The organism is Granulicella sp. WH15, from assembly GCF_009914315.1.
Classification (GTDB): domain Bacteria; phylum Acidobacteriota; class Terriglobia; order Terriglobales; family Acidobacteriaceae; genus Edaphobacter.
The window spans coordinates 4,611,925-4,631,335 of sequence record NZ_CP042596.1; the positions used below are offsets into that span (position 1 = coordinate 4,611,925).

At 65.0% G+C, this 19,411-nt stretch carries 17 protein-coding genes; 10 read left to right on the forward strand and 7 right to left on the reverse strand.

Annotated elements, in window-relative coordinates:
- Positions 1-328: 328 nt before the first annotated feature.
- The 7 genes from obgE (at position 329) to accD (ending at position 5,506) form a co-directional block, all read left to right on the forward strand.
- Positions 329-1,426: a GTPase ObgE gene (gene obgE, locus FTO74_RS19075; protein ID WP_162539561.1), complete on the forward strand. Its 1,098-nt coding sequence runs from the start codon at positions 329-331 to the stop codon at positions 1,424-1,426.
- Positions 1,427-1,545: 119 nt separating this feature from the next.
- On the forward strand, positions 1,546-2,166 hold the full coding sequence (locus FTO74_RS19080; RefSeq protein WP_162539562.1) for a hypothetical protein: 621 nt from the start codon (positions 1,546-1,548) through the stop codon (positions 2,164-2,166).
- Between the two features lie 7 nt (positions 2,167-2,173).
- On the forward strand, positions 2,174-2,773 hold the full coding sequence (nadD, locus tag FTO74_RS19085; RefSeq protein WP_162539563.1) for a nicotinate-nucleotide adenylyltransferase: 600 nt from the start codon (positions 2,174-2,176) through the stop codon (positions 2,771-2,773).
- A 129-nt stretch (positions 2,774-2,902) separates the two neighbouring features.
- Positions 2,903-3,487, forward strand: coding sequence for a ribosome silencing factor (gene rsfS, locus FTO74_RS19090; protein WP_162539564.1), 585 nt, complete (start codon positions 2,903-2,905; stop codon positions 3,485-3,487).
- Between the two features lie 6 nt (positions 3,488-3,493).
- Positions 3,494-3,946, forward strand: coding sequence for a 23S rRNA (pseudouridine(1915)-N(3))-methyltransferase RlmH (locus FTO74_RS19095; protein ID WP_255462393.1), 453 nt, complete (start codon positions 3,494-3,496; stop codon positions 3,944-3,946).
- Positions 3,947-3,965: 19 nt separating this feature from the next.
- Positions 3,966-4,511 (forward strand): cob(I)yrinic acid a,c-diamide adenosyltransferase, encoded by a 546-nt coding sequence (cobO, locus tag FTO74_RS19100; RefSeq protein ID WP_162539565.1) that lies wholly within the window; start codon positions 3,966-3,968, stop codon positions 4,509-4,511.
- 137 nt (positions 4,512-4,648) lie between these two features.
- Entirely contained in the window at positions 4,649-5,506 is an 858-nt protein-coding gene (accD, locus tag FTO74_RS19105) for an acetyl-CoA carboxylase, carboxyltransferase subunit beta (RefSeq protein ID WP_162539566.1), read from the forward strand.
- A 10-nt stretch (positions 5,507-5,516) separates the two neighbouring features.
- Here accD and FTO74_RS19110 read toward each other — a convergent pair whose 3' ends face one another.
- The gene (locus tag FTO74_RS19110) at positions 5,517-5,834 is read right to left on the reverse strand and encodes a hypothetical protein (RefSeq protein ID WP_162539567.1); all 318 of its coding nucleotides are present in this window, start codon (positions 5,832-5,834) and stop codon (positions 5,517-5,519) included.
- 21 nt (positions 5,835-5,855) lie between these two features.
- Between FTO74_RS19110 and FTO74_RS19115 the strand changes: the two genes are divergently transcribed.
- Positions 5,856-6,647 (forward strand): hypothetical protein, encoded by a 792-nt coding sequence (locus FTO74_RS19115; RefSeq protein ID WP_162539568.1) that lies wholly within the window; start codon positions 5,856-5,858, stop codon positions 6,645-6,647.
- 147 nt (positions 6,648-6,794) lie between these two features.
- Here FTO74_RS19115 and ruvA read toward each other — a convergent pair whose 3' ends face one another.
- Together ruvA and FTO74_RS19125 are read right to left on the reverse strand one after the other, a co-directional pair.
- Positions 6,795-7,394 carry a Holliday junction branch migration protein RuvA gene (gene ruvA / locus FTO74_RS19120; RefSeq protein ID WP_162539569.1) on the reverse strand — a complete coding sequence of 200 codons (600 nt, stop codon included), beginning with the start codon at positions 7,392-7,394 and terminating at the stop codon, positions 6,795-6,797.
- 110 nt (positions 7,395-7,504) lie between these two features.
- Positions 7,505-8,641 (reverse strand): M20 family metallopeptidase, encoded by a 1,137-nt coding sequence (locus FTO74_RS19125; protein WP_345933806.1) that lies wholly within the window; start codon positions 8,639-8,641, stop codon positions 7,505-7,507.
- 111 nt (positions 8,642-8,752) lie between these two features.
- Here FTO74_RS19125 and lpxC point away from each other — a divergent pair, with 111 nt between their 5' ends.
- Both lpxC and folK read left to right on the forward strand, forming a co-directional pair.
- Positions 8,753-9,676: a UDP-3-O-acyl-N-acetylglucosamine deacetylase gene (lpxC, locus tag FTO74_RS19130; protein ID WP_162539570.1), complete on the forward strand. Its 924-nt coding sequence runs from the start codon at positions 8,753-8,755 to the stop codon at positions 9,674-9,676.
- 3 nt (positions 9,677-9,679) lie between these two features.
- Positions 9,680-10,156, forward strand: coding sequence for a 2-amino-4-hydroxy-6-hydroxymethyldihydropteridine diphosphokinase (gene folK, locus FTO74_RS19135; protein ID WP_162539571.1), 477 nt, complete (start codon positions 9,680-9,682; stop codon positions 10,154-10,156).
- A 439-nt stretch (positions 10,157-10,595) separates the two neighbouring features.
- On the opposite strand, the gene FTO74_RS19140 is transcribed toward folK, so the two are convergent.
- The 4 genes from FTO74_RS19140 to FTO74_RS19155 all read right to left on the reverse strand — a co-directional run bounded on the left by FTO74_RS19140 (position 10,596) and on the right by FTO74_RS19155 (position 19,144).
- Complete coding sequence (locus FTO74_RS19140; protein ID WP_162539572.1) at positions 10,596-11,912, reverse strand: OmpA family protein; 1,317 nt, start codon at positions 11,910-11,912, stop codon at positions 10,596-10,598.
- Positions 11,913-11,969: 57 nt separating this feature from the next.
- Positions 11,970-16,481, reverse strand: coding sequence for a putative Ig domain-containing protein (locus FTO74_RS19145; protein WP_162539573.1), 4,512 nt, complete (start codon positions 16,479-16,481; stop codon positions 11,970-11,972).
- Positions 16,482-16,956: 475 nt separating this feature from the next.
- A complete protein-coding gene (locus FTO74_RS19150; RefSeq protein ID WP_162539574.1) occupies positions 16,957-18,438 on the reverse strand; it encodes an ATP-binding protein in 1,482 nt (493 codons plus the stop codon).
- Positions 18,431-19,144 carry a response regulator transcription factor gene (locus tag FTO74_RS19155; protein WP_162539575.1) on the reverse strand — a complete coding sequence of 238 codons (714 nt, stop codon included), beginning with the start codon at positions 19,142-19,144 and terminating at the stop codon, positions 18,431-18,433. The genes FTO74_RS19150 and FTO74_RS19155 overlap by 8 nt, the downstream gene beginning before the upstream one ends.
- Positions 19,145-19,411: the final 267 nt, after the last annotated feature.

A 19,411-nucleotide genomic window follows, 5' to 3' on the forward strand; every position in this document is an offset into this window, starting at 1 on the left:
GCAGACTACTGGAGTTGTATGAAAATGGGAATCCTTTCTGAAAAGAAGTGCCTTTTACGCGCAGCGTCGAGAACAGTGCGAAGCACCGCCCGCCCGGCGTTAGGGCGCTTTTGCTGTTGTTTGTCCTGCCGGACGGGCCCGCTGCCCGCCTTTTTACTGCTGCGCGTGGTCCTCCCGTTGGTCGGGATCTAACAATGCTCGCTGCCGACCAGCGGGAGGCCCCATATCGTTGATCCCTCCCATGCAGCTCCCAAGACCGCACGAAGTGCCCTCCCGTTGGTCGGAAAGAAAAATTCTCGCCAAAGTACCAGATACACTAAAAGCTGCAATGTTTATTGATGAAGCAAAAATTCGAGTGAAGGCCGGTGACGGCGGCAACGGCTGCATGGCCTTCCGGCGAGAAAAGTTCGTGCCGCGCGGAGGCCCCTCCGGCGGCGATGGTGGCCACGGCGGCGACATCATCATGGAAGCCTCGCTCAGCCACAACACGCTGGTCCACTTCCGCTTCAACCCCGAGCACAAGTCGCAGCGCGGAGGCCACGGCCTCGGCTCCAACTGCACCGGCTACGCGGGCGAGCACACAATACTCAAAGTCCCCATCGGCACCGTCCTCTTCGACGAAGAAACCGGCGAGCAGCTCCACGACTTCACCCGCCCCGGCGAGACCTTCGTGGTCGCGCGCGGCGGACGCGGCGGACGCGGCAACCAGCACTTCGCCACCAGCACCCACCAGGCTCCGCGCGAGCACGAGCTGGGCCGACCCGGCGAAGAGAAAAGCCTGCGCCTGGAGCTGCGGCTGCTGGCCGATGCTGGCCTCGTCGGCTACCCCAACGTGGGCAAGTCGACCCTGATCTCGCGCCTCTCCGCCGCCCGTCCCAAGATCGCCAACTACGCGTTTACGACGCTCGAGCCGAACCTCGGAGTGGTCTCGGTGGGCGACTGGCCGCACGAGCAGTCGTTCACCATCGCCGACCTGCCGGGGCTCATCGAAGGCGCGCACCTGGGCGCGGGGCTGGGCATCCAGTTCCTCAAGCACATCGAGCGCACCAGCGTCATCGTTCACCTGGTCGATATCTCCGACGGCTCGGGACGACCGGACCCGGTGGAGGACTTCAAGGTCATCACGGCTGAGCTGAAGAGCTTCGACCCGGACCTGATCCTGAAGCCGACGATCCTGGTCGCGGCCAAGGCCGACGTGGCCAATCCCGACAAGCTGAAGAAGCTGCGGGCGATGGCCAAGCGGCGCAAGCTGCCCTTCTACGAGATCTCCGCCGTGACCGGCGAGGGCATCGAGCCGCTGAAGTTCGGCATCGCCGAGGCAGTCGCCGCGCACCGGACGGTGGACCTGACCCCAGCCCCTGTTGCCGCCAAGAAACGCAAACCCAACTACCCTCCGCCGGCTCCTTCGGCCCGTGGCCGGGCATGACCCGGGCCGCCGCCTTCTCAAACCCGCAGCCGATCAATACTCTTGATCTAAACGGATCGCTTTTACGCTTGCACCCGATCTTCCGTTCGTCAGCACGCCAGCTCTAAGGACACTCACACATGAAATTGCGGTCCCTCGTCGTAGCCGTCGTTCTCGCCCTTGCCGTCGTTCTCGTTCCCGCCTCCGCCCACGCGCAGGGTGCTATTTACCTGAACCCGATCGCCGCGCGCGTCAGCAACTCGACTGTGGACAACAGCCAGTTCTCGTTCCTGGGGCAGAATACGACCTCGCGCATCTTCTACGGCGTCGTCTTCGGCGGCTACTACGACATTCCCATGTCCAGCCGGACGGTCGAGGTCGGCGTCGACCTGCGCGACGCCGTGCTGCACGGCAACAACGCGCTGCTGAACAGCTTCCAGCTCGGCCCGCGCATCGCCTTCTGGCCCACGACGCACCGGCTGCACCCGTACGTGGAGCCATTCGTCGGCGTCGGCACCACACGCGCGCCGCACACCCAGGCCACGGTCGGCAAGCTGGGCTACGGCGTGCTGGGCGGAGCCGACTACGAGCTGGGCCATCACGTCAACTTCCGCGTCTTCGAGGTGGGCTACAGCTCGCTGGTGACGGCCAGCAACAGCACCCTGGGTAACACCGGCACGGGATTCCCCGCGGCCAAGCTGATCACCTTCTCTTCGGGCCTCACCTTCCGCCTGCCGCAGTGGGGCAGGAACCGCCACTAATCCGGCCATGCGCGTCGCTCTCTTCGGGGGCACCTTCGACCCCATCCACCGCGGGCACTTAGCCATTGCAGCCGCAGCGGCGGATCGTTTCCGGCTGGACACGGTGCTCTTTGCCCCCACCGGACGCCAGCCGCTGAAGGTGGATCCCAGCGTTGCAGGCTTCGGCGACCGCCTCGAGATGGCGGCGCTGGCCTGCCGGGGGGATGCCCGATTCGCGGCCTCGGAGATCGACGCGCCGCACCCGGACGGCGCTCCCAACTTCACCGTCGATACCCTGGCTGAGATGGCCCGCCAGCAGTCCGGAGCCACGATCTTCAACCTGGTCGGCGCGGATAGCTTTCACGATCTAGCCCGATGGAGAGAGCCGGAACGGCTACTGAAGCTGGCCGAGTGGATCGTGGTCAGCCGCCCCGGCCACACGCTCGCCGATCCCGAGGGATTCCCCCTGACGGACGCACAACGCGCCCGCATCCACCTGCTCGACGAGGTTCAGGAGCATGTGAGCGCCACGGCGCTTCGGCAGAGGCTGCGCGAGGGCGATGCCTGCCGGGAGCTGCTGCCCGCACCGGTGGCTGAGTTTATCCAAAGCCGAGGGCTGTACCGCTAGCATCTTTTGCCTTTCACGCGAAGCGTCGAGAACCGCACGAAGTGCCGCCCGCCCGGCGTTAGGGCGCTTTTGCTGTTGCTTCTGGTGTGTGGTTCGGCGACGCTATACGATAGAGAACTAAGGAGCATCATGCCCTCAACCGAAAGCTACCAGCTTCTGCTCGCCGCCGCTGCCGCCTGCGAAGACAAGAAGGCCGAAGACATCCGCATCCTCGCGCTCGACCCCTCCGAGAGCGCGTTGACGGACTACTTCCTCATCTGCAACGGCACCAACGACCGCCAGAACGTGGCCATCACCGACGAGATCGAGATCCGGCTCAAGCGCGACTTCGGCGTCTATCCGACCTCGGTCGAAGGCCGCCGCCAGGGCGAGTGGATCCTGATGGACTATGTGGACTTCATCGTCCATGTCTTCTCCGCGGAGAAGCGCGCGCACTATGGTCTGGAGCGCCTGCGCAAGTCGGCCACGACCATCAGCGTCGCCGAGCTAAGCTCGGAGCTGAAGGCCCTGATCGACTCGACCCGGACCAAGACGGCCAAGCCCGTGGCGGCTAAGAAAACAGCCGCGAAGAAGGCCGTCGCCAAAAAGGCTGCCGTGAAGACTGTGGCTAAGAAAGCGGCCAAGAAAGCTCCGGCTAAAAAGGTCGTGGCGAAGAAGACCGTGGCGAAAAAAACTGCGAAGAAGGCCGCTAAAAAGACCTCCGCAAAGAAGTAAACCGCTGTGAAGATCATCCTGATGAGCATCCGCGAGGGCCGGCCCGCCAAGAACCGGGAGATGGCCGCCCTCGTCGATCTCTACCTGGGCCGCGCGGCTAAGTACTCGGCCACCGAGGCCCAGGTGACCTCCTCCGAGGCTGAGTTCTGGGCGTGGATCGAGCGCCAGTCCGCACGCACGCCAGCCGTTACGATTCTTCTGGATTCGCGGGGCAAGCAGCTCAGCTCCGAGCAGCTTGCCGAGCGTTTTGGCCAGTTGCAGCGTGACTCCGCGCAGATGGTCGTGCTGGCCATCGGCCCGGCGGATGGCTGGTCCGACGCCAGCCACCGGCGCGCCTCGCAACTGCTCTCGCTCGGCCCGATGACGCTGCCGCACGAGCTGGCCCGCGTGGTGCTTGCCGAGCAGATCTACCGGGCGCTGACGATCCTCGCCGGGCATCCGTACCACTCCGGGCATTAGTCGTGTTCTCCTAGTGCCTATGAGCACTCCGGAAACCGCGCGACGCGGCCTCATCCTTATCAATACCGGCCCCGGCAAGGGCAAGACCACCGCCGCTCTGGGCACCGCGATGCGCGCCCACGGCAACGGAATGCGCGTGCTCTTTCTCCAGTTCCTCAAGGGCTCCTGGCACTACGGCGAGCTGGACGCTGCCCAGCAGCTTGGGCCGGACTTCGTCATCAAGCAGCTCGGCAAGGGCTTCGTGAAGGTGGGCGGAGCCGAGACCGACCCTGCCGACCTGAAGCTGGTCGAGGATGCCTGGGCCGAGTCCGCCGAGGCTATCTTATCCGGGGATTGGGATCTCGTGGTGCTGGACGAGATCAACTACGCCATCGGCTACAAGATGCTCGACCCCGAGCGCGTGGCCGAGGTGCTGCGGCAGAAACCGGAGATGGTCCACGTCATCCTGACCGGGCGCAACGCCCACCCGCTGCTGGTGGAGCTGGCCGATACCGTGACCGAGATGCGCGAGGTAAAGCACGCATATCAAAAGGGGATTCTGGCGCAGCGGGGTATCGAGTTTTAGGCAAAAGCAACGGCAACAGCTCCCTCGCGCCGGGCGGGCGGCACTTCGTGCGGTTCTCGACGCTTCGCGTGGGACAAGGCTATTCGGCTCGAGAACGACTACAATAAGAAGGTTTGGGAAGGGTAGCGGAGAAGCTCATGAGCTGGTTCAAACGCGAAAACCACGCGATCATCAACGACGCCGAGAAGACCGTTCGCACCGAAGGCCTCTGGATCAAGTGCGGCAACTGCGGCCAGGCCATCTTCAAGGCCGACCTCGAAGCCAACCTGCAGGTCTGTCCCAAGTGCGGCTTCTACTTCCGCTTCGACGCCCGCCACCGCATCGAGAACCTGCTCGAGCCCGGATACCAACTCGTCGACCTTGAGCTGCGGTCCACCGACCCGCTCCAGTTCACCGACCTGAAGCCCTATAAGAAGCGGCTCGCAGAAGCGCAGAAGAAGACCGGCCTCAACGACGCCATCATCAACGCCATCGGCCACATGGGGCCGCACGCGGTAGTGCTCTCGGTCATGGAGTACAGCTTCATCGGCGGCAGCATGGGCGCGGTGGTCGGCGAGACTATTGCCCGAGCCATCGACCGGTCACTGGAGACCCGACACCCGCTCATCATCGTCTCGGCCTCGGGCGGCGCGCGCATGATGGAGGGCATCGCCAGCCTGATGCAGCTCGCAAAAATCTCCGCTGGACTGGCGCGCCTGGACGACGCGGGTATTCCCTACATCTCGCTGATGACCGACCCCACCACCGGCGGCGTCACGGCCAGCTTCGCCATGCTGGGCGATCTGAACATCGCCGAACCGGGAGCACTGATCGGCTTCGCCGGGCCGCGTGTGATTGAGCAGACCATCCGGCAGAAGCTCCCGGAGGGCTTTCAGCGGTCGGAGTTTCTGCTGGAGCACGGATTCCTCGACGCGGTGGTCGAGCGCAAGGATCTGAAGTCGTACCTGGTGCGTGCGCTGGGCTGGATGACCAACGCCCAGGAGGGCGCTGCTTAGGCAGAGATTCCTAGCCGCGCTTAGCCTTGCCGCGCATCCACAGCATCCCCAGGTAGCTGAGCGAGAATATCCCGACCGCAGCGCCTACCGGCACTCCCAGACGGCGGTAGCTGTCCGCGTAGTCCAGCGCGGCGGCTCCGGTGTGGTGGCCACCCGTGTTGTAGAAGAGGATGAAGAAGATTCCGCAGAAGGTCGCCGCGAAGAAGGCGGCCATTCCCGCCGCCAACCCCATCAACAGGCTGGCGAACCAGCCCAGGCCGTTGAGCGGAACGCCAAAGAGATAGCCGGCGGCAAAGGTTCTGGGCGTGTTTTCGTGAGCAAGTGCCATTGCAGTTTAGAATAAACCCTTATGGCTGAAATCGTGCAGCATGGACTGATTCGAGCCGCGGAAGTAGCCCGGCAGACCGCCACCCGTCAGGCGGCTAACGGCGTTGTTTACGGCAGTTTTGGCGAGACCGAGGTGACCGAGCAGGACCTGAACCGTATGGTGCAGGCTGTGCCCTCGGCCATTGCGGCGGCGCTCGGCGGCAAGGCCTACTACTTCGTCCCGCTGGCTCTGGCCGAGGCTCTGCCGGAGCCGCAGCGCAGCGACGAGACCATGATCGCGTCAGCCTACACGTCCGCCCTGGGCGATGAGGCCATCTGCCACCGCAACGTGAAGCTGGGCGACACCGAGGGCGTCTTCATCTCGACCCGCGTCGTCAACGACCGTTTTGCGCTGGCCTTCGAGTTCTTCATCAACGTGGGCCACGCCTTTGTGGACGCGGCCGGGGTGCCGGAGCGCTTCAGCGAGCTGGCGTGGTCGCAGGTGCTGGCCGAAGTTCGCGGCGAGACCAGCCAGGACGCCTTCGAACACCGGAATCAGGCCTATACCGCTCCCGCCAGTCGCAAGGATGGTGCTAAGGCTGAGGTAAAGGTCGATGAGAAGGCTAAGCTAAGCTTTGTCGAGGCTGCGTTTTCGGACTCCCTCGCCATCTACCTGCTCTCACTGGCCGTCGACTTCGACTACTCGGAGCTGCGGGAGCGGGAGTATCCGCTGCTGGCCCCGGCGGCGCTGGCCGCCCGTCTGCGCCTGGTAGCCGAGCTGTTTCCCCCCAACCAGGGCTATGAGTTCTCCATCCGCTACCGCCGCCGCGCTTAAGCGCTTCGTGCCGTTCTTGGGGCGGTATGGGTAGGATGATCTTCTGAGGGCCTCCCGCTGGTCGGCAGCGAGCGATCTTCACTGCCGACCAGCGGGAGGCCCCATGCTTACAATCTCCCCATGCAGCCCCGAGAACGGCACGAAGTGCTACCGGATGCAGCCCATGGCCGCACGGAAGAGTCCCTCGAAGCTGCCTGTGACTGCGGGGTCGCGGGCAATCGCCGTCTCGACTGCCTTCTGGGCCACGGCGCGGGCGTAGCCCAGGTTCACCAGCGCGGAGAGGGCGTCGTCGCCCACTGGTCCGTGGCTTAGAACCGGGGTGGCGGCGGGCAGCGCGGTGGCCAGGTCGTCCAGCTTGTCCTTCAGCTCCAGCACCACGCGCTCGGCCGTCTTCTTGCCGATGCCGGGAATCTTTGTCAACGAGGCATGGTCGCTGGCCCGGATCGCCGCGATCAGCCGGTCGGCGGCGATGCCGCTCAGCACCGTGATCGCCAGCTTGGGACCGATGCCGGAGATGGTGAGCAGCCGCTCGAAGAGCCGCTTCTCCTGCGTCTCGGCGAAGCCGAAGAGGGCGAGCTGGTCTTCGGCCACCTTGGTGAAGATGTGCAGGCGCGCCTCTTCTCCCTCGTTCGGCAGCGCGGTATAAGTCGCCACCGAGATGGCAACGTCATAGCCCACACCGGCGCACTCGACGATGGCCTGGTTGGGAGACTTCGAGATCAGGCGTCCGCGCAGGTGAGCAATCATGTCTTGATTGTAGTAGCCCTATTCAAAACAAAAGCAAAAGCGCCCTCACGCCGGGCGGGCGGTACTTCGTACCGTTCTCGACGCTTCGCGTAGAAGCAAAGGCTTCGGGGCTACAGGTTCGCGATCATGGCCGCGAGCAGGGCTGTGCGCGGGACCAGCTCGGCGGCGATGATGTGTTCATGGGCCGCATGGGCTCCCGCACCGACCGCACCCATGCCGTCGAGCGTGGGCACGCCGAGCGCGGCGGTAAAGTTGCCGTCCGAGCCGCCGCCGGTTGCGGCCTCGTCCAACTCGAAGCCCAGCCCGGCGGCCAGCCTTCGCGCCTGGCGGAAGAGCCGGATGGTGCCCGCTTTGCGCTCCATCGGCGGGCGGTTGATGCCGCCGGTCAGCTCCAGTTTGCACGACGGATCGGTGGCGCGCAGGCCGCGCAGTTGGCGCTCGATGAGGCGGGCGTCGGCGGCGCGGGCGATCCGGACGTCGATCTCCACGGTGCACTCGGCGGCGATGACGTTCGAGCGCGTGCCGCCCTCGATGACGCCGCAGTTGACGGTGAGGCCCCGCGAGAGATCGGTGAAGGCCGAGATAATCTCGATCTGGCGGGCCGCCTCGCGTATGGCCGAGTGGCCGCTCTCGAAATCGACCCCGCTGTGGGCGGCGACGCCGGTGACCCGCAGGTTATAGTTGCCGACGCCTTTGCGGGCGGTCTTGTAGGCCAGGCCCTGCGCTGGTTCCAACACGAAGACCGCTTCAGCTTCGAGCGCCACCCGCTCGGTGATGTGGCGGGAGACCGGGCTGCCGACCTCCTCGTCGGAGACCAGCAGAAACTGGACGGGGCGTGATAACTTCTGCTCTTGCAGGCACTTGATGGCGGCCAGCGCCATCACCACCCCGGCCTTCATGTCCAGCACGCCGGGACCGTAAAGGCGGCCGTCCTGCTCGCGCCACGGCATTTGGGTCAGCGTACCCAGGCTCCAGACCGTGTCCAGATGGCCCAGCAGCAGCACCGGACGGCCCGTGCGGGGGCCGAAGCAGAGTTTGAGAATGTTTCCGAACTCCTTCTGTTTGTGAAGCTTGACACGCCCCTTCAATTCCCTGGCCCAGCCCGCGACCAGGGCTGCGGCGGCATTGACGGCGGCGCGGTCTTCGCTGGGCGATTCCACCTCAACCAGTTCGCGGAGGTGCTGTTCGATCCAACCCGAGTGAGCGGCGGCGGCGGTGGCAAGGGCTTGCAGGGTCATCTTCGTCATCGTATCCCACCCCCGTGTCAGAGGTGGTTCCGTGGCCTCGTCTGTGGCTTTTTTGCCACACCCACGGGCATCGGTGCTGGGATAATCTGGCTCCGTAGGAGAACGATACTGGTGCAGGGTTCAGCTCACCTGGAGCAGACAATCCGGTCGGAGATCAGCTTTGCGGGCGTGGGGCTGCATAGCGGCGCGCCGGTCTCCATGCGGCTGGTACCGGCTCCGGCGGGTTCGGGAATCGTCTTCCGCCGCACCGATCTGGACAACTTCGAGATTCCCGCGACCGGGCGCAACGTCGCCAAGGTGAGCTATGCCACCTCGCTGATGCGGCAGTCGGTACTGATCCAGACCACCGAGCATCTGCTCTCCGCCCTTATCGGCTTTGGCGTCGATAACGTGATCGTCGAGGTGGATAACCTCGAGGTCCCGATCCTCGACGGCTCGGCCCTGCCGTACGTGCAGGCCTTCCAGACGACGGGGCTGAAGCAGCAGCGGCGGCGGCGCGAGTACCTGAAGATTTTGAAGGAAGTCGAGGTGCGGGAGGGGTCGAAGTTTATCGGCGTCTATCCCGGCGACGGCTACCGGATCGACTACGCGATTGATTTTCCCGCGCCTATCGGCAGCGAGACCTTTACCGGCAACCTGGCCACGGGCGACTATGTGCGCTGGATCGCGCCCGCCCGCACCTTCGGGTTCAAGGAAGACGAGCCGATGCTGCGGGATATGGGGCTGATTCGCGGGGCGTCGGACCAGTGCGCCATCATCCTGAACCGGCAGGGCGTACTGAACGGCCCGCTGCGGTTTGCCGATGAGTTTGTGCGGCATAAGGTGCTGGATCTGATCGGCGACCTGGCGCTGGCGGGGCGGCGGATTCAGGGCCGCGTGGTGGCCGAGCGCGCCGGTCACGCGATGCACACGGCGCTGGTGCAGCGGCTGATGCGGGATCGCTCGGCCTGGGAGCTGGCACACGGATACGATGAGGTTCCAGAGACGGCGCAGGATGAGGCGATGGTCCGGGGCCTGCTGCCGGTCCACGCCTAAACCATGCTGGCGGCGGTGGCTCTGGGGTCGAATCTTGCCTCGCGCTTTGGGGAGCGGGAGGAGAACCTGCGGACGGCGGTTGAGCGAGTCTGTTCGCTGGGGAGCGTGGTGGCCGTCTCCAGTTTTTTCGATACGGAGCCGGTGGGGTATCTGGATCAGCCACGGTTTTTGAATGGGGCGTTGCTGCTGGAGACGGAGCTTGCGCCGATTGCTCTGCTGCGGGGACTGTTGGCGATTGAAGCCGAGATGGGGCGGCGGCGGGATCTGGTGGTGGCCAAGGGGCCTCGGGTGATTGATCTGGATCTGCTGCTGGTGGACGGGGTGGTGGTGGATACGCCGGAGCTGATGCTGCCGCATCCGGCGCTGGCCGAGAGGGCGTTTGTGCTGGAGCCGCTGGCGGAGATTGCGCCGGGGTGGGTGCATCCGGTGACAGGGCGAACCGTGGTGGAGATGTTGGCGGCGCTGCACGCGAAGCAGTAAAAAGGCGTGTTAATGCCCGCCCTCCGCGCAGGAGGCCGGTTCGGCAGTACGGGTTTGCGGCAGGGATAGGTCGGGCCTTCAGCGCTTGTCGTTCCTACTCATACAGTTACCTAGGGCTTTGCCCTAGGCTGGTATAGAGCGCGCCTTCAGCGCTTTTTTCGGATCGAAGGATTTGTGATTGGGTTGAAGAAAGCATATTTCGGGGCTGAAGCCCGGACCTACCCCCAGAAGCAACAGCAAAGACAAGGGCAAAAGCAGAAGCAGATTCCTCCGCTTCGCTCCTGAATGACAACCAAGAAGACAAGCAACGGCAAAAGCAAGAACGGTCAACAGCAAAGGCAAAGGCAAGAACAGGTAACGGCAAAGATGGTGAAGGGGCAGAAGAAAGATCCAGGCATGAGCCTGGATCTCTTTTTCGTGTTGGTGTTCCCTGCTTGGTTTAGTGCTGCATCTGGAAGGCGGCGCGACGGTTCTGCTGCCAGCAGGCTTCATTCTGGGCCGCGCAGACCTGGCTTTCCTTGCCGTAGCTGATGATCTTGATGCGGTCGCCCGAGACTCCCGCCGCGATCAGTGCGTCGCGAGCGGCGTTGGCGCGGTTTACGCCCAGGGCCAGGTTGTACTCGGCCGAGCCTCGGTCGTCCGCGTAGCCGCCCACCGTGACCGCCAGCGCCGGGTTGTCGCTCATATACTTTGCGGCATGGTCGATGGCCGCCTGCGCGTCCGGACGAATCTTGTAGCTGTCGTAGTCGAAGAGGGCGTCCTGCACGTTCTCGTGGAAGACCCTCTCCTTCTCCGGGTCGACCGTGAGCATCGTCGGCGTGGGAGCAGGGGCCGCAGCCACGGCCGGTGCCGCCACCTGGAAGCTCGTGTTGCAGTCCTGCATGGTCGAGGGGCTCGAGGCCAGGGAGACCCGGCCGTAGATGTGATAGCTGCCCGGGGCCACGCCCATCGTGTTGATGGAGACGCGGCGGCCGTTGCCGACGATGGCACCCGCGTCCGAGCTCCAGGTGTAGTTCAGGTCCACCTGGTCAGGCTCGGTGTGGGCGTAGCCGACGATGTCCAGCATCCGGCCCTGCTCAACCGTCGGCGAGGCCGTGCTGCAGGTGAACGTGATCTCGCTGGGACGGGCGACCTCTGCCCGCTCCTCATGGTGCCGGACCAGCCCCATGCCCCGGAACTTCACCACGACGCCGGCACCGACCATCAACTGCTGCTGGGTGTTGGTCGATCCATTGGGGAAGGTGGTGCGCAGGTACTCGACATCGAACGCCCGGACAGAGAACCGGCGGTTCAGGCTGAAGTCCACACCGCCGCCAGCCTGCAGGGCAAAGTTGGTGGCGCTGGTGGAGTAGGTCGTGCCCGTGGGGAAGTACGAGTCGCTACCGTGGCCGATGCCGAAGAGCGCCTGGCCGAAGGGTACGAACCGCCGTCCCGTGAGCTGCACGCGCGGGCCGCCCGCTACCGTGAAGAGCGTCAGGTTCTGGCCCAGCGCGCTGATGTTGCCGGCGCGGCCGCCGGTGAACTCGCCCGCTGCACTGAGCCAGTCCGTGATGTGGTAGCTGAAGGAAGCCGCGCCGCCCTGAAGGCCGAAGCACTCGCAGCCTCCCGGCGGCGGCGCGTTGGCGCGGATGTAGTTGTAGCCGACAGAGACATCGAACCGAGGCACGAGCAGGGCGGAACCGGCGCCGTCATGTTGTGCGAAAGCCGCCGGGCTGCCGAGCGTTACAAGAAGCAAAGCCAAGAGTGTGGGACGCATTGAGTTGAATCTCCTTCCGGGCCCTTGCGGGCCCGGCGTTAGCAGAGTTCCTGACGGCTAGTACAGCAGCGAGACCGAAGGCGAGGTCGTCAATGCACTCGTATCGACCATCGCGAACCGGTTGGGCGTGATCGCGTAGAGCACCAGGTTGGACCCGATGACCGTGTTGCCGTCTACGACCGTGGCCGATGAGTTGACCGTGAAGCGGCCAAAGGCATTCGGTGCCGCGTATGTCCCCGAATTGGTTGCGCTCAGGTCGAGGATGTTGATCGTGCCCACCCCTACGTTCAGGGACTCGGTGTAGGTCACCTGACCGGCTCCGTTGGAGGCGAAGCTGCCGACTCCGTCGAGACTGGCCACCGAGCTTGCCGGCGTGGTGCCGTACACGTACGACCCGGTGAAGGTGTTGGCCAGAGTGAAACCACCCGCAGGTTTGGTCTGAGCTTCAAGGTGGCCCAGCCCCGCGTAACCCGTCTCCACGAAGTAACCGTTGTTGGGCGAGATCAGATAGAAGGTGCGCGCCGGAGGAGGCGTGCCCCCGAGACCGAGGAGGGCCAGTATCCCGGACAGCAGACCGCTCGGAACCGGATAGGTCAGGACTCCGCGGCCCGATGCAGCGACCCCGCAGGTAACCGCACCCGTCGACTGGTAGGTACCGAGTAGAGCGTTCAGGATTGGAACGCCGCTGCCGAGACCTGTCAGGCCGTTGACCAGTTGGGCCGTGCCGCCCGAATCCACACTGTTGATCGCGCAGTTGCCGTCCGAGGTGCCATCGCCCTGGAAGACGCTCGCGGTGGTGAGGTTGAGTACATTCTGGAGCGTGGTCCCCAACAACCCGGGGTTGCTCGGCGCGTTCTCGTACCCGACGAATGGGCCGGACATCGACGTGTTGCTGAAGGTGGCCTGGGTTTGGAGCGCCGCCGTTCCGGCCAGCAGGATGTAGTTGGAGTACTTGTCGGTCGACATGATGAAGGCGTTATTGGCATTGACCACGTAGACCGCGTAGTCGGTTGGGTAGAAGTTTGCGGTGGTGCCTGCCGTACTCATCGAGAGCTGGATACGGCCGTTGGCATCCGTCGCCGCTGCCGTTCCGGTGAGCGCGGCGCTGGTGTAGTTGGTTGTCTCGATGATCGCGTCGCCGGTGCCGGTGACCGCGCCCACGCCGTTCGCCGTCAGGACGCCGACCGAAGCAACCGGTGCGGCCAGGACGCCGAGGGTGCAGCTCGGGATGCAGGGGATTGCGCCCTCGAGGCCGAAGGCATAGTTGCCCTTGAGTCCGGCGGTGAAGGCCGTCGGAGTCTGCAGGAGCAGGGTGCCCGCGCCCTTGGTTCCGGCCACCTGATCGTCGTCAGCTTCGATCAGGCTGCCCTCGGCGGTGACGGTTGCCGGTGCGACCGGAGCCTTTAGCGAGATCGCGTAGGTTCTGGTCGCTCCGGGCGTGCCGTCGGGGTTGAAGGCGGTGATGGCGAACGTTCCGGTATCGTCGGCGGCGATGGTGTAGGTGCCGACGAAGCTGGAGCTGCCGATCGTATTACCCGTTGCGGCGGTGGATTGGTGGTTGCTGTCTAGCTCACCGGCCGAGATGATGCCGGTGCCGTCGGCGGTGAAGCTGCCGATGGTCGCCGTCCGGTAGGCCAGCACGCCCAGCACCGCGTCGTCATAGCCCTGGAAGAGATAGGCGTACTGCCCCTTCAGGATGGAGTCGTTCGGTGTGCTCGGGTAGACCACCTGCAGATTGAGCTTCAGGCTGGCTGTCTGCGGAGTCGTCTCCGTGTCGGTTGCGGTCACCGTGAACTGAGTGACCCCGATGGTGGTCGGTGTGCCGCTGATGGTGCCGTCGGAGGAGAGGGTGAGTCCGGCAGGCAAGGTCGAGCCCGTAGCCAGGTCATAGGTGTAGGGTGCGACGCCGCCGGTCGCGGTCAGAGTCTGGCTATAGGCCGCGTTCTGGACCGCGGGCGGCAGCGTGCCCGTGAGGGTGAGGGTCGCGACGCCGATGGTGAGGGGGACCGTGGTGCTGGTGATGGTTTCGGCGGTCGGTGTGGTGGAATCGCTGGCCGATACCGTGAGGGTTGCGTTGGCAGGCGCGGTCGGCGTACCGCTGATCGCGCAGCCCATAGCCGTGAGACCGGCGGGCAGGCCGGCCGTGATGTTGCAGGTGTAGGGTGCCGTGCCGCCGCTGACCCCGACCACTCCCGTGTAAGGCGTGCCAACGATGCCAGACGGTGGATTGGTGAGTGCGAGCGGAGTCGCGGGAGCGGAGATGATGACCGCGAACGCGCCCGATGCAGATGCACTGGTGGAGTCCGTCGCCTTGACCGTGAAGTTCGCGGTACCGGCAGGGGCGACCGGAGTGCCGCTGACCACGCAGGTAGTGGTGTTGAGGCTGAGGCCCGGGGGCAGTGCGCCCGAGGTCACAGCGCAGGTGTAAGGTGCCGTGCCGCCCGTTATCCCGATCGGGGAGTTGTAAGGCACGCCGAGGGTGCCGTTCGGCAGGGAGGAGAGGTTGATGCTAAGTGCCGCCGGGGCGATGGTGATCGAGAGCGCCCCCGTCACGGAGAGGACCGGGTTACTCCCGTCGTTCGCCTTGACCGTGAAGCTCACGGTGCCAGCAGTGGTCGGCGTACCGCTGACCAGACAGGAGGAGCTGAGGGTGAGGCCCGCAGGCAGGGTCGATCCCGTCTGCAGCGAGCAGGTGTAGGGTGCCGTGCCGCCCGTCACCGCGACGTTCGAGCTGTACGGGATATTCACCGTACCGTTCGGCAGCGTGGAGAGCGAGATGGAGAGCGGAGCGGGAGAGATGCTCAGCGCGATAGGTCCGGTCGCTACCAGGGCCGGGTTCGCCGCGTCCGTCACCTTGACCGTGAAGTTCGAGGCTCCGGCGGTGGTGGGGATGCCGCTGACCAGGCAGTTGGAGGCAAGGGTGAGACCGGCAGGCAGCGTGCCCGAGGCCAGGGTGCAGGTGTAGGGTGCGGTGCCGCCCGTCGCTGTGACCGGGGAGCTGTAGGGGGTGTTCACCGTGCCGTTGGGCAGCGATGAGATGGAGAGCGTGAGTGGCGCGGGGGCGATGGTGATCGAGACTGCGCCGGTTGCCGACTGGGCCGGGTTGCCGCTGTCCGTCGCCTTGACCGTGACGGTGGAGGTACCCGCAGTGGTAGGCGTGCCGGTAACCCGGCAGTTGCTGCCAAGCGTGAGGCCCGCAGGCAGCGTGCCCGAGGCCACCGAGCAGGTATAGGGGGCCGTGCCGCCCGTCGGGGTGACCGGAGCGCTGTACGGTGAGCTGACCGTGCCGTTCGGCAGAGTGGAGTTGGGGACCGTCAGCGTGGCGGGCGCGATGGTGAGGGTGATGGTCGTCGAGACCGACTGGGCAGGGTTGCTGGAGTCAGTCGCCGTGACCGTGAAGGTGGAGGTGCCCGCCGTGGTGGGGGTGCCGGTGACCTGGCAGGTGGGCGAGAGCGTGAGACCGGCGGGCAGGGTGCCCGAGGTCAGGGTGCAGGTGTAGGGGCCGGTGCCGCCCGTCACCGTGATGGGCGCGCTGTAGGGCACGTTGACCGTGCCGCCCGGCAGGGTGGTGACCGGGATCTGCAGGGTCGAGGTGCTCGCCGGGTTGATCGTGATGGCGACGACGCCGGTGGCCGTGGCTCCGGTGGCGTCCTTTGCCTGCGCGGTGAAGGTAGATACACCCTTGGCCGTCGGCGTACCTGAGATGACGCCCGTGGGGCTGAGGGTGAGGCCAGCGGGAAGCGTGCCCGAGGCGACGCTCCAGGTGTAGGGCAGTGTGCCGCCCATGGCGCTCAGAGAGGTGGTGTAGGCGGTGCCGACGGTGCCCACGGGAGGATTGCCGTTGACGACGGTGAGGGTCTGGCTGCCGCCCGCGCCGATCGTGATCGTCTTCTGCACCGTAGCCGTGTAGGGCACGCTGCTCGCGTCGGTCACCTGGACCGTGAACGTCGAGGCGCCGTCGGCTGTCGGCGTGCCCGAGATGACGCCTGTGGCCGCGTTAAAGCTGAGACCGGCAGGCAGAGAGCCTGGTCCGATGCTCAGGGTCAGCGGGCCGGTGCCACCGGACGCGGTCAGGGTCGCGGAGTAGGCGACGCCCACCGAGCCCGCGGGCGGATTGCCCAGAATCGCCGGGTCGGGATTGACCGTGATGGTTACGGGAGCGGAGCTTTTGGTGCCCGCGACCGCAGCGGTAAGGACCACGCTGATCGGGGCGGTGATGCCGGTGGGCGCGGTGTAGGTCACCTGCGCGCCGGTGGCGGCGGAGACTGCTCCGCAGCCCGCGGCCGAACACGCGGGGCCGCTCAGCGACCAGGTGACGGTCGATCCGCCGGTCGTTGCCGACTTGATGAGGAAGCTCTGGCCGGCGTCGAGTGTGATCGTCGAGGCCGAAAGACCTTCAATGCCGCCGCCGGCGTAGCCGCCTGAGCCGCAACCGGCAAGAAATCCGAGGAAGACTCCAAGGCAAGCGGTCAGCAGGATCTTGAACGCCGAGCGCAGGATTGCGTTGTTATGCGTGGATCGTGTCGATGCACACTGCATGGCCGAGTTTGCTGCAAAGGAGACAGACATGGGGAACCCTCTGGCCGCCTCATCGGCATCGCGATAGAAAGCTTTATGCCTGACGCGAAATCTATGCGACCGTTGGTTACCTTTGTCGCAAGGCGACTCCGGGCTCCGGGAAGAAGGGAAAAGCCGCGAAATCGTTGGGGAGGAGGATGTAGAGATACTCGGCGGGAGGGAAAGAGGGCTTGATTGAGCTGTCCCAAAACGACACAGGCACCTTGTACCGTTCTCGGGGCGGCGTGGGGGAAGTAGTCAGCATGGGACTGGGGAAGAAAGCATACCTCTGAGGCTAAAGCCCACGTTGGTGCATGTCTTGAATGTCCGGGCTAAAGCCCGGACCTAACCCAGAAGCAACGGCAAAGACAACAGCAATAGCAACGGCAGCAGAGTCCTCCGCTTCGCTCCTGAATGACAACCAGGAAAACAGGCAACGGCAAAGCAGGTAGAACAAGCAATTGTCACTGTGCTGGAAGGGCTGATCTTAATGAACTTGGTGGGATTGCTCGCCGAGTTGCTCTGCTCTGGTGAACTCGGGCGTGGCTAGTGTGGCGAGTGCCAGAGAGAAGCAGCTTCCCTGCCCCGGCTCGCTCCACAGGCGGATGCGCGAGTGATGCTGCTCCGCGATCCACTGCGCCAGAACCAGGCCCAGGCCGGAGCCGGGGAAGTCGCCGTGGACCGGGCGGGCGACACGGTAGAAGCGATCGAAGATGCGGGGCTGATCCTTGAGGGAGATTCCCGGACCGGTGTCCGAGACGCTGATCTCAGCGGCCTGCCCCTCGAACTCGCACAGGGCCAGCGTGCAGGCCTGGCCCGAGGGAACGTAGCGCCAGGCGTTCTCGAGCAGGCTGTTCAGCAGCCGCTTGAGCGCGGAGTAGTCGCCCTCGATCCATAGCTCGGTGTCGATGGCCTCGTGGCGGAAGTGAATCCCCGCTTCGCGGAAGCGCTCGGACCACTCGGCGGCGGTCTCCTCGATGAGGTCGGGCAGGTGGATCGGCTCGAGGCGGATGACCTCAACGCCTGCGTCGGCGCGGGCCAGGGCGAGTAGCTGGTCGATGAGGCGGCTCATCTGCTGCGAGTTGCTGAGGATGTGCCGGCAGGTCTGGCGGTAGTACTCGGCGTCGCGGGGAAAGGCCAGTGCTACCTCGGTTTCGGCGCGCAGCAGGGCCACCGGCGAACGCAGCTCGTGGGCCGCGTTCGCCGTGAAGGAGCGGACGCTCTGGTAGCCCGCCTCGATGCGGCCGAGCATCTGGTTGAGCGTGGTGGAGAGCGCGGCCAGTTCGTCCCGCGTGGCCAGCTCGGGCATACGGCTGTTCAGATTCTTGTCGTTGATGCGCTGGGCCTCGGCAGCGATGGCAGCGATGGGCGAGAGCGCCTTGCGGCTCATGAAGTAGCCCGCGAGGGAGGAGACGATGAGGCCCAGACTGGTGAGCACGAAGAGCTGGATGCGGAAGTTGGTGAGGATGACCAGCGTCTTGTCGAGCGTGAGGCCGGTCTGCACGGTGTAATGGACGCCGCGGATCGTTACCGGCTCGATAAGGGCGCGGACGTGGATGGCGTCGGCTGTGTAGGTGAAGTAGTTGCTCTCGGGCGGCGTCGCCTGCGGCAGGGTGAGCTGCGGGTAGATGTCTGCAACGTGCGATGAGCGGTAGAGCCATTGGCCGTGCTCGTCGATGACCTGTAGCCACTTGTTGCCGTGGCTGGCGTTGTAGGCGGAGGTCATGGCCGCGCGCGTGGCGGCGAGCGACTCGTGCTCGGGACGGCTCTCGACGAAACGGCGCACGCTGCGAACGCGCTGTTGCAGCTCGTTGTTCTCGAGAGATTCGACGGCGCGGTGGACCATCCAGAGCGAAGCGAAGCCCAGCGCAAAGAGCGCCGTCGCAAAGACCAGCGAGTACCAGAGCGTGAGCCGGACGCGCAGGGGCAGGCGATAGATGAGTGAGATCGGGTTAGCCGAGTCAGTCATGGACACTCTTCTCCCTTAGATCTACCTCCTCCACCATCAGGTAGCCCACGCCGCGCAGGGTCGAGATCAGCCCTGGCTGGCCAATATTCAATTTCTCGCGCAGGGTGTTGACCAGCGTGTCGAGCGCGCCGTGGCTGGCTGTGCCGGAGCCCCAGACGGCCTGCATCAGCTTGCGCCGCGGCACCACCTCGCCACGGTTCATCACCAGCGTACGCAGCAGGTGGTACTCGCTGCGGGTGATCTGGACCTCGACGCCGTGGTGCACCAGGCGGCGCTTTCTCACGTCCAGCTCGAAGGGACCGAAGAAGTGTCCGTCCACGGCGGCGGTGCGCGTGCGCCGCACGGCGGAGGTGATGCGTGCCGCCAGCTCGGGGAAGGAGAAGGGCTTGGTGAGGTAGTCGTCCGCGCCCGCGTCGAGGCCGCAGACGATGTAGTCCTCCTGGTTCAGCGCCGTCAGCATGACGATGGCCGGACGCCGGGGCCGCTCCTTCAGCTCGCTGACGATGGTGTAGCCGCTGCGGTCGGGCAGGCCGATGTCGAGCACGATGGCATCGAAGTCGCTGAGGCCGATGAGGCGCTGGCCCTCTTCGGCGGTGGTCGCCGTGAAGACCGTGTGGCCGCGTTCGGACAGGCCCGCACTTAAAAGTTCGACCATGCGTGGGTCATCTTCGATGACAAGAATAAGCAGATGATTAAGAGCCTTCACGCGCGGGTTTTCCTGGGTAAATAACTCTCACGTTACTTGTTTATTGTTATCAATCTGTGAACTCGTCCTCAGGTACTTCGTTGGCCGGAGATATGTTTGCTGCCTACGAACGGCGGCCCATGCCGCCAATCCCGCCCTATGCCCTCGAGAGCGACACGAAGTGCTACCTCAGGAGTTTTTTACAGGATGGTTAAGTTGGGTTCATTGCGAGGGGACATGCTGCTTCTATCCGGCTTTCATTACTCGATCGGTCAGCTGCTCGACAGC

Excerpts from the sequence above, each read along its gene's own strand:
- nadD (WP_162539563.1), top strand. The coding sequence starts at position 2,174 with ATGCGCGTCGCTCTCTTCGGGGGCACCTTCGACCCCATCCACCGCGGG.
- FTO74_RS19125 (WP_345933806.1), bottom strand. The coding sequence starts at position 8,641 with ATGACGAAGATGACCCTGCAAGCCCTTGCCACCGCCGCCGCCGCTCAC.
- FTO74_RS19080 (WP_162539562.1), top strand. The coding sequence starts at position 1,546 with ATGAAATTGCGGTCCCTCGTCGTAGCCGTCGTTCTCGCCCTTGCCGTC.
- FTO74_RS19110 (WP_162539567.1), bottom strand. The coding sequence starts at position 5,834 with ATGGCACTTGCTCACGAAAACACGCCCAGAACCTTTGCCGCCGGCTAT.
- FTO74_RS19140 (WP_162539572.1), bottom strand. The coding sequence starts at position 11,912 with ATGCGTCCCACACTCTTGGCTTTGCTTCTTGTAACGCTCGGCAGCCCG.
- rsfS (WP_162539564.1), top strand. The coding sequence starts at position 2,903 with ATGCCCTCAACCGAAAGCTACCAGCTTCTGCTCGCCGCCGCTGCCGCC.
- ruvA (WP_162539569.1), bottom strand. The coding sequence starts at position 7,394 with ATGATTGCTCACCTGCGCGGACGCCTGATCTCGAAGTCTCCCAACCAG.
- cobO (WP_162539565.1), top strand. The coding sequence starts at position 3,966 with ATGAGCACTCCGGAAACCGCGCGACGCGGCCTCATCCTTATCAATACC.
- FTO74_RS19145 (WP_162539573.1), bottom strand. The coding sequence starts at position 16,481 with ATGTCTGTCTCCTTTGCAGCAAACTCGGCCATGCAGTGTGCATCGACA.
- FTO74_RS19150 (WP_162539574.1), bottom strand. The coding sequence starts at position 18,438 with ATGACTGACTCGGCTAACCCGATCTCACTCATCTATCGCCTGCCCCTG.
- folK (WP_162539571.1), top strand. The coding sequence starts at position 9,680 with ATGCTGGCGGCGGTGGCTCTGGGGTCGAATCTTGCCTCGCGCTTTGGG.
- accD (WP_162539566.1), top strand. The coding sequence starts at position 4,649 with ATGAGCTGGTTCAAACGCGAAAACCACGCGATCATCAACGACGCCGAG.
- obgE (WP_162539561.1), top strand. The coding sequence starts at position 329 with ATGTTTATTGATGAAGCAAAAATTCGAGTGAAGGCCGGTGACGGCGGC.
- FTO74_RS19115 (WP_162539568.1), top strand. The coding sequence starts at position 5,856 with ATGGCTGAAATCGTGCAGCATGGACTGATTCGAGCCGCGGAAGTAGCC.